We start from the raw sequence: 16,038 nt of genomic DNA, 5'->3' as shown, positions 1-16,038 counted from the left end.
CCACTGATACAGGAATATGCTATGCAACATAAGTTACTGATTAACGGAGAACTGGTTAGCGGCGAAGGGGAAAAACAGCCTGTCTATAATCCGGCAACGGGGGACGTTTTACTGGAGATTGCCGAGGCATCCGCAGAGCAGGTGGATGCTGCTGTTCGCGCGGCAGATGCAGCATTTGCCGAATGGGGGCAAACCACGCCGAAAGCGCGTGCGGAATGCCTGCTGAAACTGGCCGATGTTATTGAAGAAAATGGTCAGGTTTTTGCCGAACTGGAGTCCCGTAATTGTGGCAAACCGCTGCATAGTGCGTTCAATGATGAAATTCCGGCGATTGTCGATGTCTTTCGCTTTTTCGCCGGCGCGGCGCGCTGCCTCAATGGTCTGGCGGCCGGCGAATACCTTGAAGGTCATACTTCAATGATCCGTCGGGATCCGTTGGGGGTCGTGGCTTCTATCGCACCGTGGAATTATCCGCTGATGATGGCCGCGTGGAAACTGGCTCCGGCGCTGGCGGCAGGGAACTGCGTAGTGCTTAAACCATCAGAAATTACCCCGCTGACAGCGTTGAAGCTGGCTGAACTGGCGAAAGATATCTTCCCGGCTGGCGTGATTAATGTGCTGTTTGGCAGAGGCAAAACAGTGGGCGATCCGCTGACCGTACATCCCAAAGTGCGGATGGTGTCGCTGACGGGCTCTATCGCCACCGGCGAGCACATCATCAGCCATACAGCGCCGTCTATTAAGCGTACTCATATGGAACTTGGTGGCAAAGCGCCAGTGATTGTTTTTGATGATGCTGATATTGAAGCAGTGGTCGAAGGTGTTCGTACTTTTGGCTATTACAATGCCGGACAGGATTGTACTGCGGCTTGTCGGATCTACGCGCAAAAAGGTATTTACGATACGCTGGTGGAAAAACTCGGTGCTGCAGTGGCAACGTTAAAATCTGGTGCGCCGGATGACGAGTCCACAGAGCTTGGACCGTTAAGTTCGCTGGCACATCTCGAACGTGTCAGCAAGGCGGTAGAAGAGGCGAAAGAGACAGGGCACATCAAAGTGATCACCGGTGGTGAAAAGCGCAAGGGTAATGGTTATTACTATGCGCCTACGCTGCTGGCTGGCGCGTTACAGGACGATGCCATCGTGCAAAAAGAGGTATTTGGTCCGGTGGTGAGCGTGACGGCCTTTGACAATGAAGAACAGGTGGTGAACTGGGCGAATGACAGCCAGTACGGGCTTGCATCTTCGGTATGGACTAAAGATGTGGGCAGGGCGCATCGTGTCAGTGCACGGCTGCAATATGGCTGTACCTGGGTCAATACCCATTTCATGCTGGTAAGTGAAATGCCGCACGGTGGACAGAAACTTTCTGGTTACGGCAAGGATATGTCACTTTATGGGCTGGAGGATTACACCGTCGTCCGCCATGTCATGGTTAAACATTAAGTTAAATGCTAGTGGCTGTTATATGAAATTATATGATGGCCACTATCGTTTGAAGTTTTGAGTCATTGGCGATTAATAAGAATGAATACATTAAAACGAGTGGAAAAGTTAGACGACTATTATGCGCTAAAGGTATGATGGTGATTTTTCATCCAGTCATTGTTGATTCATAGAAGACTTTAGAGTATCGTTATTCAACTAATAATTTATAAGTAAATGTAGAAATCTTTAGTATGAACGTACAGTTATATAAATTCACGGAAGATAAAAATAAAAACATTACCTTTAGGTGGACGAAAAAACACTTTGAATTTTGCATGGATAATAAAATATTTTTAAATCATAAAGGGAAGAAGTCTTACAAAGAAAGAAATTTATTTCTTTTCTCAAAAGGTGACAAAATATCAATTGAAGAGAATGTTATTGCTGAAGAATATTCAACAATGCCTGTAAAAAATTTTTCCAATGTAGGTGCATTTTCATTTCCAACTTGTCATTTTTCAGGGAATATACATATAGGACGATTTTGTAGTATAGCATCAAATGTAAAAATAATGGGTGGAAATCATCCTATGAATCGTTTTACTACTCACATGATGACTTATAACGGTGAATTTGATAAGTTTGCTATGAGTGAGTTTGAACGTAGCTGGACATTGAAACCATTCATTACCAAACCTGAAAATCCGATTATAGGAAATGATGTCTGGATAGGAAATGATGTTGTATTGAAAGGTGGCATCGCAATAGGTGATGGTGCTGTTATTGCTGCCAATTCCGTTGTTACCAAAGATGTGCCACCATATGCCATAGTTGCAGGAGTTCCTGCAAAAATAATCAGATTTAGATTTGATTCAAATATTATTGATGAATTGTTGAGAATAAAGTGGTGGAATTATAATTACTCAGATCTTCCGGATAATAACAAATGTGATGATATAAATTATTTTGTTGAAGAGATGAATCGATTGATATCAAATGGAAATATTCAAGAGAGGGACTATAAAAAATTCAATCTTTCTGAGATATTCAGAGACCTATAATTGTCTGTTTTACATGATAAATGGGCAGATAACCAGTGCGGGGTTTGCAATTTCAATGGGACAGCGTTCTCAAGGAGGTTGCAAACATCCTGCCATGCATATACTTTATGCCATCTTTTTATATTTACTTTATTCCCTGAAAGTATAAAGCTTTTATAGACCCCGCGCGTCTAAAGTAATGATGATAGAAAAATGTGAAAACAAAGTTCCCTTTGAATCAGTAAGCTGTCTGTAAGGACGATAGGAGGGGGATGTTTTCTACTTATTTCAATGTAGATGTCAGCAAAAAGAAGTAAATATTAAGGATAATGTTGTAAACCTGGAGAGTATGAGATGATCTTGCGTACTGTCAGAGCACTGATTTCTCTGACAGTACGTGCTGCGTGCAAAATCACTACATCAAATAAACCAGCCAAATCTCATAGAGATAAGAGTAAACAAACCAACAGCAGCAAAGACATTTATCAGTACTACAGTTCTACTGGAAACATTCATTTTTGCCACCTTTTATCATTGCCCCTATGTGTATAGTACGGGTTAAGAAAATCCGCAATAATACTCATTCTGAAGATGGATAAGGGCAAGTTGCTGTTTGATGATTTTTTCTCAAACTGGTGAAAAAACTTGATGCACGTCAAAAAATGACGCATATTTGCGCGCGTTTTATTCATCTGGCTGGACGCCCGTACATGTCTCTCTATCAACACATGCTTGTTTTTTATGCGGTTATGGCAGCAATCGCATTTCTTATCACCTGGTTTCTTTCTCACGATAAGAAACGCATCCGTTTCTTAAGCGCCTTTCTGGTGGGGGCAACATGGCCGATGAGTTTCCCGGTGGCGCTGTTGTTTTCACTGTTTTAAATCTTACGCACTGGCTTGACGGCACCACGCAGACTTATATCATTTGGATGAATCGATAAATTTCACAAGTGGCTAAGGAGAAAGTATGTCGCATCTGGATGAAGTCATCACGCGCGTGGATGCCGCGATTGAAGAGAGCGTCATTGCCCATATGAACGAATTATTAATCGCCCTGAGCGATGACGCGGAGTTAAGTCGGGAAGATCGCTACACCCAGCAGCAACGTCTGCGCACAGCGATCGCCCATCACGGTCGCAAGCATACAGAAGATATGGAAGCGCGCCACGAACAGTTAACCAAAGGCGGCACCATCCTCTGATTAAAATGCGCGTCTGGCCACCAGCCAGGCGCCAACCACAAGTAAAATTGCGCCACAAATTGGGCCGATCAACGCCCGTAGTGGTACGCCCTGGCTGCGGAAGATATCCAGCACCAGACCGCCAATTAGCTGGCTGGCGACCAGTACTGCAATAGTTGTCGCCGCTCCCAAATTCTGATATCCGCTGATACTGGCGAAGACAAAAAAAGATCCAAGCAAGCCGGGTATAAGTGTCCACCAGCGTACGCTGGACACCAGTTCGCCAAACCCCGCCATGCCTTGTTTAAACCATAAAATAGAAACAAAGAGCACAATCCCTACCAGTGAGTTCAGCAACATGGCGATGATAATGGTAGAGGAGGTCTGGGTGATGCGCACCATTAGCGTGTTCTGGACGACCAGACCAATCCCTGCGGCAATCAAAAAGGCAAGGGTAAGCGACTGATTCATCAGATTGCGTCCGGTTCACTGCGTTCGTCGAGTTGCAACTGCATAAATGTCAGATCCAGCCAGCGCCCAAATTTAGTGCCCACCTGCGGCATTTGTGCGGTGATGACAAATCCCAGCGACTGGTGGAGATGCAGCGAAGCCTGATTTTGCGATTCGATCCCGGCGACCATGACATGCTTCCCGCAATCCCGCGCTTCATCAATCAATCGGCTTAACAATTTACGCCCAAGACCTTTGCCCTGATGATCGGGATGGACATAAACCGAATGCTCCACGGTATGGCGAAAACCATCGAAACTACGCCAGTCGCCAAACGAGGCATATCCCGTCACTACGCCATCTTCTTCACTCACCAGCACCGGATAACCTGCTATGGTCCGCGCTTCAAACCAGGCAATGCGGTTATCTGCATCCACCGTTTGGTCATTCCAGATAGCCGCCGTATACAACACGGCGTGGTTATAAATTTCCGCAATGGCAGCACAGTCGGCTTTGCGGGCAAAACGGATGGACATGTCTGGCCTCGATAAAATAATGATAATGACGTTATCAATACTATCGAAAACAGCCCGAAGCAACGGATTCCTCGATGAAATTATTGCGTGTTGCAGAGGGGATGTGACGACTGCAAACAAAACCAATCCTGCGAGCCTGCTACTATTGATGGATTCATGCCAAAAGCACAGGAGAGCATTATGGGGCAACAAAAGCAGCGTAACCGCCGTTGGGTTCTGGCCTCGCGTCCGCATGGCGCGCCGGTTCCGGAGAATTTTCGTCTTGAAGAAGATGATGTCGCCACACCGGGTGAAGGACAGGTATTACTGCGCACAGTTTATTTGTCACTGGACCCGTATATGCGTGGACGTATGAGCGATGAGCCATCTTATTCACCGCCGGTTGACATTGACGGCGTGATGGTCGGCGGTACGGTGAGCCGTGTTGTGGAGTCTAATCATCCTGATTACCAGCCTGGTGACTGGGTGCTGGGCTACAGTGGATGGCAGGACTATGACATATCCAGTGGTGATGATTTGGTGAAACTTGGCGATCATCCGCAAAATCCATCGTGGTCGCTGGGTGTGCTGGGGATGCCAGGCTTTACCGCTTATATGGGCCTGCTGGATATCGGTCAGCCCAAAGAAGGCGAAACGTTGGTGGTAGCTGCAGCGACAGGACCAGTGGGGGCGACGGTGGGGCAAATCGGCAAACTTAAAGGTTGCAGAGTGGTGGGGTAGCTGGTGGCGCGGAAAAATGCCGCCATGCTACCGAGGTGTTGGGCTTCGATGTCTGCCTTGACCATCACGCGGATGATTTTGCCGAGCAACTGGCGAAAGCGTGCCCAAAAGGTATCGATATTTATTATGAAAACGTTGGCGGTAAGGTATTTGATGCGGTGCTACCGTTACTCAATACATCCGCGCGCATTCCCGTCTGCGGCTTAGTGAGCAGCTATAACGCTACAGAGCTACCACCCGGTCCGGATCGTTTACCCCTGTTGATGGCAACGGTGCTGAAAAAACGCATTCGCTTGCAAGGGTTTATGATTGGTCAGGATTATGGTCACCGTATCCATGAGTTTCAGCAGGAGATGGGACAATGGGTGAAAGAGGGGAAAATTCACTATCGTGAACAAATTACCAACGGTTTGGAGAACGCCCCACAGACGTTTATCGGCCTGCTGAAGGGTAAAAACTTTGGCAAAGTGGTGATCCGCGTGGCGGATGATGATTAAAGTTTCAACGGCGGCGTAAGGCCGCCATAAAAATCCAGGCAAAAAGCTTATTTTCAGCTTTAATTAACTGACCACATCATTGTTCTGCTGCTAATAACTACAAAGGTGAGTGGCTTATGATTATTCATTTTAACACACCAGGTGAACGCCTTCTGCTATGCAGGCAGGGTCGGAAAGAAAACACGCGAAGGAAGTAAAATGCCTGGAACGGAAAAAATGAAACATGTCAGTTTGACTATGCAGGTTGAGAACGACCTGAAACATCAACTAAGTATTGGCGCACTAAAACCTGGCGCACGCCTGATTACTAAAAATCTGGCGGAGCAATTAGGTATGAGTATTACACCTGTGCGTGAAGCATTATTACGTCTGGTTTCGGTGAATGCGCTCTCTGTCGCACCAGCGCAAGCATTTACAGTTCCGGAAGTGGGGAAACGTCAATTAGACGAAATCAATCGGATCCGCTACGAGCTGGAATTAATGGCAGTTACTCTGGCTGTTGAATACCTCACCCCGCAAGACCTGGCGGAACTAGAGGAATTGCTCGAGAAATTACAGCAGGCGCAAGAAAAGGGCGACATGGAACAAATCATTAATGCGAACAGGTTATTTCGCTTAGCGATTTATCATCGTTCAAATATGCCCATCCTGTGTGAGATGATTGAGCAACTGTGGGTCAGGATGGGACCTGGTTTACATTATCTTTATGAAGCGATCAATCCAGCGGAATTACAGGATCGTATAGAAAGCTATCATGAACTACTCGCCGCGTTGAAAGTAAAAGACAAAGAGCGATGCAGACATTGTCTTGCTGAAATTATGCAACAAAATGTTGCTATGTTATACCAGCAATATAATCGTTAAATTAAATGCCCGGCAAATACCGGGCATCAAGATAATCACTCAAATTGCCACGCAACATTCACGCCGATACCATAATTTCGCCCGGGCGCAGGTTCGTAATATCGCCCGTTCGACTCATTGACAATGACAGAACCAACGTATTCTTTATCGAATAAATTATCGACACGACCAAATAAATCCACAGTTAAATTGTGGTAATTGTATTTATACCCGTAGAATAAGCCGACGAGAGTATAAGACGGCGCTTTGGCCGTATTTTCATCATCGGCCATAATATCGCCCATATAACGCGCTTCCGTACCTGCATACCAGCCATCTTCCGGTACATAACCTATCGACGCAAAGCCCATATTACGGGCGATCCCCGGCATCCGGTTACCGTTACAATCTTGATCATTGCAAACATTGCTGCGATAGGTCGCATCAAGCCAGGTCCAGGACGCTTTTATGCGAAAATCTCCCGCGAAACGTTGATCCCATGCCAGCTCAGCACCTTGACGACGGGTCTTTCCGGCATTTTTATAAGTCGTACGTCCACCGCTACTGCTATCGACAACAATTTCATCATCGGTGTCGGTCTGGAACAATGCGAGACTAAGCAGCCCATCACCAATACGCGTTTTACTGCCGATCTCAATTGTATCGTTGGTGGATGGTTTTAAACCAAAGTTCATACCGCTTTGACCGTCAGCACGATAAGACAGCTCATTAATCGTCGGCGTTTCAAAACCACGCCCGGCTGCCAGATAGATATTCCAGGCATCGGTCATTGCATATTTTAACGATCCGGCTGGTAGCCATTTGTGATAACTGGCATCACCACTGTCATCGCCGTTACCCGGAGTAATGTAATGATCGTTGGAATCAAACCATACGGAGCTGTAGCGCACGCCAGCATCCAGCGACAGTTTTTCGCTCAGCTGCCACTGCGTTTGTAAATAAGGATCGACGTTCCACATCAGATTGTGTTCGTCGCGGCGCAACTCACCTTTTTGTCCGTACTCCGGCACACCGCTGTTCAGGCGGAAGTTGTTGTAGCCTTTACGGTTTTCACTCATGTTTTCGTAGTTCAGGCCGGTAGTGAACGTGACCGGAACACCCAGTTCGCCACGGTGTGTCCAGCGGCTGTCTATCCCCTGGTAATGACGTTGTAGAGTAATCACACTACCCGCATGCGATGGGTTAAGTTGGGGGGCCATTGGGATTGACTGGTACTGGGTCGTTTCTCGTTCTCCGGCATACATCATCACACTCATATCATCCTGCGAACTTAGGCTACGTTCATAGCGCAACCCAGCCTGAGTTTGCTTGATGGTTTTTCGCGTGTCGTACTGTTCAGCGCGTGGCGCTTGTTGCGGATTCGCCTTCCATTCTGCTTCGGTTAGCCCACCTGGGTCATCTGCTTTGATATCCACACTATTGAAAATCAGGCTTAATTTGCTGGCGTCATCAATGCGAACGCCCAGTTTGGCATTGGCTAAATTTTTCTGTGCGCCACTATGATCACGATAGCCGTGGGTCGTAAAACGCGTGGTTGAGACGGTGTAATCGACATCACCGGGCTGTGTGCCGTCTCCCGTTGCGCCCGTTGCTTTCAGCCCATAGCGCCAGCTGCCAAAACTGCCGTAGTAACTACTGGCTTCAATGGTTGGTGGCTGTTGTCCGGTCTGGGTGATGACATTCATTACACCGCCAGACGCGTTGCCATACAGGGCAGAGAAGGGGCCACGCAGCACTTCCACATTTTGCACACTGCTTAAATCGATGTTGGATGTTTGCCCTTGCCCGTCGGGCATGGTGGCGGGAATACCGTCCACATACAGGCGAATACCGCGAATACCGTAAGTGGAGCGGGAGCCAAATCCGCGAATCGACAGCTGTAAATCTTGCGCATAGTTCTGCCGGTTTTGTACCTGCAAACCAGGCACGCCGGTCAGTGATTCGGACAAGTTAATGCGCGGTGTTGCCAGGCGCATCTCCTCGCCATCCACCACGCTTACTGCTGCTGGGGTATCCAGTTCTGAAACCACCTGCGGTGCGGCACTGACAATCATAGTCTGTTCATCAGCGGCAAAAACAACGGGGGAAAGGACAAGCAGTGCGGGCAAAACGGTCTGTCGGACGGAAAAAATCTTCATGAAAAAAGCCAGGTTAAGAATGGGAAAACGCCGTCATGGTAATGAAATTGTAAATTTATGGAAAATGAAACGGCACAATACGTTAAGTAATTGAGAAAATTGTAGTCGTAACGGCAAGAAATGCTCCACATTTGAGAAAATAATGATTACCATTCCCATTTATAACAAGAGCGTAACGATGATTACGCTTAGCGAAGCATTGTGAAGCAGCAAAAATATCGGTTCATCAAAGGGAGTCGTCATGCATTTACGTCATCTGTTTTCATCGCGCCTGCGTAGTTCATTACTGTTAGGTTCATTGCTTGTTGCTTCATCATTCAGTACGCAGGCCGCAGAAGAAATGCTGCGTAAAGCGGTAGGTAAAGGTGCCTACGAAATGGCTTATAGCCAGCAAGAAAACGCGCTGTGGCTCGCCACTTCGCAAAGCCGCAAACTGGATAAAGGTGGCGTGGTTTATCGTCTTGATCCGGTCACTCTGGAAGTGACGCAGGCGATCCATAACGATCTCAAGCCGTTTGGTGCCACCATCAATAACACGACTCAGACGTTGTGGTTTGGTAACACCGTAAACAGCGCGGTCACGGCGATAGATGCCAAAACGGGCGAAGTGAAAGGCCGTCTGGTGCTGGATGATCGTAAGCGCACGGAAGAGGTGCGCCCGCTGCAACCGCGTGAGCTGGTAGCTGATGATGCCACGAACACCGTTTACATCAGTGGTATTGGTAAAGAGAGCGTGATTTGGGTCGTTGATGGCGAGAATATCAAACTGAAAACCGCCATCCAGAACACCGGTAAAATGAGTACCGGTCTGGCGCTGGATAGCAAAGGCAAACGTCTTTACACCACTAATGCCGATGGTGAATTGATTACCATCGACACCGCCGACAATAAAATCCTCAGCCGTAAAAAGCTGCTGGATGACGGCAAAGATCACTTCTTTATCAACATCAGCCTTGATACCGCCAGGCAGCGTGCATTTATCACCGATTCTAAAGCCGCAGAAGTGTTAGTGGTCGATACCCGTAATGGCAATATTCTGGCGAAGGTTGCGGCACCGGAATCACTGGCTGTGCTGTTTAACCCAGCGCGTAATGAAGCCTACGTAACGCATCGTCAGGCAGGTAAAGTCAGTGTGATTGACGCGAAAAGCTATAAAGTGGTGAAAACGTTCGATATGCCGACTCATCCGAACAGCCTGGCGCTGTCTGCCGATGGTAAAACGCTGTATGTCAGTGTGAAACAAAAATCCACTAAACAGCAGGAAGCTACCCAGCCGGATGATGTGATTCGTATTGCGCTGTAATAGGTATGGCGAGGGTGAAAACGGAGAGACTTGCCTGACTTTTATCAAGCCGTATCCGGCACCTTCGTCAGTAATTTGAATTTGCCCGGCACGTAGCCGGGCAATTTTGCAATTAACTCGCCGTTTCAGGCTTAAACACAATTTCCTGTTGTTCTTCATCTTCCTCGACGACTGGCGCAGTGCTGTGAATTTCAGCAACGCGTTTGCGCACACCAAACCAGCCTATAACCAGCAGAATACCGATAATCGGCAGCGCCGCAATGGTATAAGTTCCGTTCGGGTAATCGAACGCCATCAGCACCAGGACGCTCAGCAAAAACAGTAATGTCAGCCAGGAAGTGAAGGGCGCGCCAGGCAGTTTAAAACTGACATCCGCTGCTTTGCCTTCTTTAATTGCTTTACGCAGGCGCATCTGGCACACGATGATAAACGCCCATGAAGCGATGATTCCCAGCGACGCGAAGTTCAGGACAATCTCAAATACGCGAGACGGCACCAGATAGTTGAGGAATACGCCGACGACATACACAACCAGTGTCGCCAGAATCCCGGCATACGGCACATGCTGACGACTCATTTTCGCCATAAAACTCGGTGCGGAACCGCCCATCGCCATCGAGCGCAGAATACGTCCGGTGCAGTACAGACCTGAGTTCAGGCTGGAGAGGGCAGCGGTCAGCACCACAATGTTCATAATGCTGCCGATGTACGGCACACCCAGTTTAGAGAAAAACGTCACGAACGGACTTTGCCCCGCCTGATACGCGCTCCACGGCAATAACATAACCAGCAACACCACGGAGCCGACGTAAAACAGGCCAATACGCCAAATCACACTGTTAATGGCTTTAGGCACCATGGTCTGCGGATCTTTACATTCTCCGGCAGCTGTACCCACCATTTCAATGGAGGCAAAAGCAAACACTACACCCTGAATCAACACCAAAGCAGGCAGTAAACCGTGGGGAAAGAAACCGCCATTATCGGTAATTAAATGAAAGCCAGTGGTGTTGCCATCCAGCGGCTGACCGCTACCGAGGAACACTGTACCCACGACCAAAAAGGTCACGATGGCGAGCACTTTAATAAGCGCAAACCAGAACTCCATCTCCGCAAACCATTTCACACCAATCATATTCATGGTGCCAACGATGGTCAGCGCAGCGAGCGCAAAGACCCACTGCGGCACGCCGCCAAACGCACCCCAGTAATGCATATACAGAGCGACGGCGGTAATATCGACAATCCCCGTCATCGCCCAGTTGATGAAGTACATCCAGCCTGCAACGTAAGCGGCTTTCTCTCCTAAAAACTCGCGGGCATAAGAGACAAAACTGCCACTGGAAGGGCGGTGTAGCACCAGCTCACCCAATGCACGCAGAATAAAAAATGAAAACAGGCCGCAGATTAAATAGACCAGTGCCAGTGCTGGCCCCGCCATTTGCAGTCGGGCTCCAGCGCCTAAAAACAAGCCGGTGCCAATCGCGCCGCCGATGGCGATCATCTGTACCTGGCGATTGCCCATCGCTTTGTGATACCCCTCTTCGTGGGCATTAAGCCAGCGGCGTTTCGCGGCGTGCTGATCTGAAGTGTCGGTGTCGTGTTTACTCATTGCTCTCCCTGATTGCTTTAATGAAAAAATCATATAAGTTGCCATGAACAATGTTTATTCATCCTGGCGATGATAGTTATCACCATTATTCTTTATGGGTATAAAACTATCGGCGCAGCATCCTACCCGTTATCGATAAACGATGCAAAACATCCCCTTACAATCCTGAAGGGGAATAATACAACTGACGAAAAAATGACAAATCCTTTTGCTGGTTAACCTGTGTACTGTCCTACACTTAATCTTTAAAAGATTGTGAGGGGCATATGATTAAGGTGTATGGCGTACCCGGATGGGGCTCTACAATCAGTGAGCTGATGCTATCACTGGCTGATATTCCTTATCAGTTCGTTGATGTCAGTGGTTTTGACCACGAGGGAACTTCACGCGAGTTATTGAAAACCCTGAACCCGTTGTGTCAGATTCCGACATTGGCGCTGGAAAATGACGAGATTATGACGGAGACAGCGGCGATTGCATTGATGGTTCTCGATCGTCGCCCGGACCTTGCGCCACCGGTTAGGCGCGCCGAACGTCAGCAGTTTCAACGGCTATTGGTCTGGCTGGTTGCTAATGTCTATCCAACGTTCACTTTCGCCGATTACCCTGAGCGTTGGGCTCCTGACGCGCCTGAACAGTTAAAGAAGAATGTTATTGAATATCGCAAATCGCTTTATATCTGGCTGAATTCACAACTGACCGCTGAACCTTATGCGTTTGGTGAGCAACTAACGCTGGTGGACTGTTATCTTTGCACAATGCGCACATGGGGGCCTGGGCATGAATGGTTTCAGGATAATGCCACGAATATCAGTGCGATTGCTGATGCTGTATGTCAGATACCAAAGTTACAAGAAGTACTAAAAAGGAATGCCATTATTTAACAACAATGCCGGAGATTAATGTTAATGAATCACTGGCGTAGTTAACTGGATATCCATTTGTTTGCTATGAATAGTAATTAAAGTTGGCACAACTATTTATATGATTGATGTAATTTCGTTTTTTATATGAAATATCAATTTAATATAATCCGAAAATAAAACATCTTTTCGCATGTAGAGAAACATGTCGATATGATAGTGCAGTGCAGATCATGTCATCAGGGTAGGGCGGTAGCGTATTTAATCAGGGAAAGATTACGCAACGCTGCTTTTTTGTATTGAACGATTCGCATTTTATGTTTAAAAATTGCGATATTCCTTATTTCCTGAAGCTGTTTTTATTGCTTATACATGATCAAATACTCCTTACATAATTAAGGAGAACAAAATGGAACTTAATACACGCCAACAATTTGTATTACTTAAATAGACCAGTGAAGGTACGTATCAGAATATCCGGTGAAGTGATTAATATTTCGTTGAATATTTCTCCGGATTTTTGAAACCTGCTGCTGTAGAAATTCTGAACAGGAGGAATTATGCCTTTAGCAGCCAAACTTACCGACAAAGGCACCCAGCACGACGGTAATTACGAGACCGTCATCACCGCCGGGTCATCCACCGTTTTTATCGATGGTCTCCCCGCAGCCCGCCAGGGAGATCCGCTGACGCCGCATGCTAAACCGAAGCATCCCCCTCATCCCCGTAAAATCGCCAGAGGTTCTTCAACCGTCTTTATTGACGGCCTGCCCGCCGCCAGAACCGGTGATGCTGTTGACTGCGGCGGCGTGGTTATTGGTGGCGGTACGGTAAATATAGGCTGATATGTCTGAGAGGTATTTATGTCCTTAAAAGGTCTTCGCTTTACACTGGAGGTTGACGGCCAGGAACCGGACACCTTTGCGGTGGTGAGCTTCCGGTTAATCCAGAACCAGTCATATCCGTTTGTGATGAGTGTGGATGTTGCCAGCGACTCTTTTATGCAGACGGCGGAGATGCTGCTGGAGAAGAAGGCGACACTGACCATCTGGCAGGGCGTCATCCCGCTGCGTTATGTCACCGGCGTGGTGGCGGGTTTTGGCATGCAGGAGAATAACGGCTGGCAGATGCGTTATCACCTGCGTATTGAGCCGCCGTTATGGCGGTGCGGGCTGCGGCGGAACTTCCGTATCTTCCAGCAGCAGGATATCCGGACGATATCGGCCACGTTACTGAACGAGAACGGCGTCACGGAGTGGACGCCGCTGTTTTATGAGGACCATCCGGCGCGGGAATTCTGTGTCCAGTACGGGGAAAGCGACCTGACGTTTCTGTCCCGGTTGTGGGCGGAGGAGGGAATTTTCTTCTTTGAGCGGTTTGCGGCGGACAGTCCGGAGCAGAAGCTGACGCTGTGCGACGATGTGGCGGGGCTGTCACAGGCGGGGGCGTTTCCGTTTAACCCGGACACATCGGCAGGAGCGGAGACGGAGTGTGTCAGTATGTTCCGTTATGAGGCGCATGTCCGCCCGTCGTCGGTGCAGAGCCAGGATTACACGTTTAAGGTGCCGGACTGGCCGGGTATGTATGAGCAGCAGGGTGAGAGCCTGAACGGACAGCTGGCGCAGTATGAGATATTTGATTATCCGGGAAGGTTCAAGGACGAGCAGCACGGCAAGGATTTCACGCTGTACCAGATGGACAGCCTGCGCAGTGATGCGGAAAAGGCCACAGGGCAGAGTAATTCGCCGCGGCTGTGGCCGGGAACGCGGTTTACGCTGACGGGGCATCCGCAGAAGATGCTGAACCGTGAATGGCAGGTGGTACAGAGCATACTGTCAGGAAGCCAGCCGCAGGCGCTGCACGGCAGCCAGGGGAGAGGAACCACGCTGGGCAATCAGTTAGAGGTGATACCGGCAGACCGGACGTGGCGTCCACGGCTGCAGAGCAAACCGAAGGTGGACGGGCCACAGAGCGCCATTGTCACCGGGCCTGCGGGCGAGGAAATCTTCTGTGATGAACATGGCCGGGTACGGGTGAAGTTTCACTGGGACAGGTATAACCCGGCAACGGAGGCGAGTTCGTGCTGGGTTAGGGTATCGCAGGCGTGGGCGGGGCCGGGGTTTGGTAACCTGGCGATACCGCGGGTGGGTCAGGAGGTGATTGTTGACTTCCTGAACGGAGACCCGGACCAGCCGATAATCATGGGCCGGACATACCATGAAGATAACCGTTCGCCGGGAGACCTGCCGGGAACGAAGACGCAGATGACCATCCGGTCAAAAACCTATAAAGGAAGCGGATTTAACGAGCTGCGGTTTGAAGACGCCACCAGTAATGAGCAGGTGTATATCCATGCCCAGAAGAACATGGATACGGAGGTGCTCAACGACCGGACAACGGATGTGAAACATGACCATACGGAAACCATCGGTAACGACCAGAAAATCACGGTTGGACTGGGTCAGATGGTGACGGTAGGTAAGGAGAATTCCGGGGGACATGATCAGACCGTCACTGTAACTCACGATCAAAATGTAAGCGTAGGAAATGATCAATCTCTGACTGTCACGAACAATCGTAGCAAGAGCGTAGGTAATGATCAGGATAGCAAGGTAACAGGGAATGATACCGAGGCTGTGGATAAATCCCAGTCTGTTACTGTAGGGGAAACTCTTACAGTGACAGTAGGCGATTCCATCGAGTTTGTATGTGGTAAGAGTTCTTTGCGCATGGATAAAGATGGCTACATCACTATAAATGGACATGAATTGTCGTTGGGAACAACAGGTGATCAGTTTTATAAAGCTGATGGTGATATGAATATGAAAGGGAAGAAAATTCTGGAGAACTAATGATAAAGGAACTGCATGATATATACGTCCCACAGCCAGAAGATGAGCTGACCAGTACAACACATTTGCTGGAAAATATTTTATCTCATCAGGCTAGTAAATCCCAGGAGCATGTCAGTGATATCCCTGTGCTGATTGTCGGCAGAATTGTCAGTGTCAAAGACTCTGGAGAAATATTGATTCAGTGTCCTCATGAAGATAAACCTGTTGAAGCTTTGGGTTTGGGAACTGTAACTACGGAGTATAACGGACGGTTATGCACTGTGCAGTTTCTCTCTGGCAATTATTCTCATCCGGTAGTGACCGGAATACTTCCGGAGAATTTAACAGAAAGATATCAGTCAGAGACGAAACAATGTACTGAAGACGAACTAAATACAGAGCGAGTTGTTTTGACAGCGAAACAAGAATTAGTGCTTCAGTGCGGCGAGTCAAAAATTATTTTATCGGCTGATGGACTGCTTCAGATACGCGCGCTTTATATTGACAGTCAGGCGCAGGCAACACACAGGTTAAAAGGTGGGTCGGTGCAGGTAAACTGAGGTTATATTAA

At 48.2% G+C, this 16,038-nt stretch carries 15 protein-coding genes and 1 pseudogene; 11 read left to right on the top strand and 5 right to left on the bottom strand.

The annotated features are described in order from the left end of the window. The first annotated feature begins 21 nt into the window (after window positions 1-21). Both patD and AABJ99_RS12755 read left to right on the top strand, forming a co-directional pair. Window positions 22-1,446: an aminobutyraldehyde dehydrogenase gene (gene patD, locus AABJ99_RS12760; protein WP_039020868.1), complete on the top strand. Its 1,425-nt coding sequence runs from the start codon at window positions 22-24 to the stop codon at window positions 1,444-1,446. Between the two features lie 233 nt (window positions 1,447-1,679). Next, window positions 1,680-2,489 carry a CatB-related O-acetyltransferase gene (locus AABJ99_RS12755; protein WP_039020869.1) on the top strand — a complete coding sequence of 270 codons (810 nt, stop codon included), beginning with the start codon at window positions 1,680-1,682 and terminating at the stop codon, window positions 2,487-2,489. 399 nt (window positions 2,490-2,888) lie between these two features. On the opposite strand, the gene yncL is transcribed toward AABJ99_RS12755, so the two are convergent. Further along, entirely contained in the window at window positions 2,889-2,984 is a 96-nt protein-coding gene (yncL, locus tag AABJ99_RS12750; RefSeq protein ID WP_001303494.1) for a stress response membrane protein YncL, read from the bottom strand. Between the two features lie 194 nt (window positions 2,985-3,178). On the opposite strand from yncL, the gene ortT reads away from it, so the two are divergent. Next, window positions 3,179-3,352, top strand: a complete 174-nt coding sequence (gene ortT, locus AABJ99_RS12745) for an orphan toxin OrtT (RefSeq protein WP_000061178.1) — start codon at window positions 3,179-3,181, stop codon at window positions 3,350-3,352. A gap of 85 nt (window positions 3,353-3,437) precedes the next feature. Then, entirely contained in the window at window positions 3,438-3,671 is a 234-nt protein-coding gene (gene ydcY / locus AABJ99_RS12740) for a DUF2526 family protein YdcY (protein ID WP_039020870.1), read from the top strand. Here ydcY and ydcZ read toward each other — a convergent pair whose 3' ends face one another. Together ydcZ and mnaT are read right to left on the bottom strand one after the other, a co-directional pair. Further along, window positions 3,672-4,121, bottom strand: coding sequence for a DMT family transporter (gene ydcZ, locus AABJ99_RS12735; protein WP_338387352.1), 450 nt, complete (start codon window positions 4,119-4,121; stop codon window positions 3,672-3,674). Continuing rightward, window positions 4,121-4,636 carry a GNAT family N-acetyltransferase gene (mnaT, locus tag AABJ99_RS12730; RefSeq protein ID WP_000027557.1) on the bottom strand — a complete coding sequence of 172 codons (516 nt, stop codon included), beginning with the start codon at window positions 4,634-4,636 and terminating at the stop codon, window positions 4,121-4,123. Before mnaT ends, ydcZ begins: the two co-directional genes overlap by 1 nt. A gap of 180 nt (window positions 4,637-4,816) precedes the next feature. On the opposite strand from mnaT, the pseudogene curA reads away from it, so the two are divergent. Next, window positions 4,817-5,853: pseudogene (curA, locus tag AABJ99_RS12725) on the top strand (NADPH-dependent curcumin/dihydrocurcumin reductase). A gap of 198 nt (window positions 5,854-6,051) precedes the next feature. Continuing rightward, a complete protein-coding gene (gene mcbR, locus AABJ99_RS12720; protein WP_001119578.1) occupies window positions 6,052-6,717 on the top strand; it encodes a colanic acid/biofilm transcriptional regulator McbR in 666 nt (221 codons plus the stop codon). 35 nt (window positions 6,718-6,752) lie between these two features. On the opposite strand, the gene pqqU is transcribed toward mcbR, so the two are convergent. After that, window positions 6,753-8,855, bottom strand: a complete 2,103-nt coding sequence (pqqU, locus tag AABJ99_RS12715) for a TonB-dependent receptor PqqU (RefSeq protein WP_338387351.1) — start codon at window positions 8,853-8,855, stop codon at window positions 6,753-6,755. Between the two features lie 241 nt (window positions 8,856-9,096). On the opposite strand from pqqU, the gene yncE reads away from it, so the two are divergent. Continuing rightward, a complete protein-coding gene (gene yncE, locus AABJ99_RS12710) occupies window positions 9,097-10,158 on the top strand; it encodes a YncE family protein (protein ID WP_039020873.1) in 1,062 nt (353 codons plus the stop codon). A 112-nt stretch (window positions 10,159-10,270) separates the two neighbouring features. Here yncE and ansP read toward each other — a convergent pair whose 3' ends face one another. Further along, window positions 10,271-11,770, bottom strand: a complete 1,500-nt coding sequence (gene ansP / locus AABJ99_RS12705; protein ID WP_001309490.1) for an L-asparagine permease — start codon at window positions 11,768-11,770, stop codon at window positions 10,271-10,273. Between the two features lie 266 nt (window positions 11,771-12,036). Here ansP and yncG point away from each other — a divergent pair, with 266 nt between their 5' ends. The 4 genes from yncG to AABJ99_RS12685 all read left to right on the top strand — a co-directional run bounded on the left by yncG (window position 12,037) and on the right by AABJ99_RS12685 (window position 16,027). Further along, a complete protein-coding gene (gene yncG / locus AABJ99_RS12700) occupies window positions 12,037-12,654 on the top strand; it encodes a glutathione S-transferase family protein (protein ID WP_039020874.1) in 618 nt (205 codons plus the stop codon). A gap of 539 nt (window positions 12,655-13,193) precedes the next feature. Then, window positions 13,194-13,478, top strand: a complete 285-nt coding sequence (locus AABJ99_RS12695) for a type VI secretion system PAAR protein (RefSeq protein WP_039020875.1) — start codon at window positions 13,194-13,196, stop codon at window positions 13,476-13,478. Between the two features lie 18 nt (window positions 13,479-13,496). Beyond that, window positions 13,497-15,485 carry a type VI secretion system Vgr family protein gene (locus AABJ99_RS12690; protein ID WP_338387350.1) on the top strand — a complete coding sequence of 663 codons (1,989 nt, stop codon included), beginning with the start codon at window positions 13,497-13,499 and terminating at the stop codon, window positions 15,483-15,485. Then, window positions 15,485-16,027 carry a DUF6484 domain-containing protein gene (locus AABJ99_RS12685; RefSeq protein WP_039021985.1) on the top strand — a complete coding sequence of 181 codons (543 nt, stop codon included), beginning with the start codon at window positions 15,485-15,487 and terminating at the stop codon, window positions 16,025-16,027. Before AABJ99_RS12690 ends, AABJ99_RS12685 begins: the two co-directional genes overlap by 1 nt. The last annotated feature ends 11 nt before the right edge of the window (window positions 16,028-16,038 follow it).

It is taken from the genome of Escherichia coli, assembly GCF_036503815.1.
Lineage (GTDB): Bacteria > Pseudomonadota > Gammaproteobacteria > Enterobacterales > Enterobacteriaceae > Escherichia > Escherichia coli_F.
This window is presented reverse-complemented; position numbering and strand designations above follow the sequence as displayed.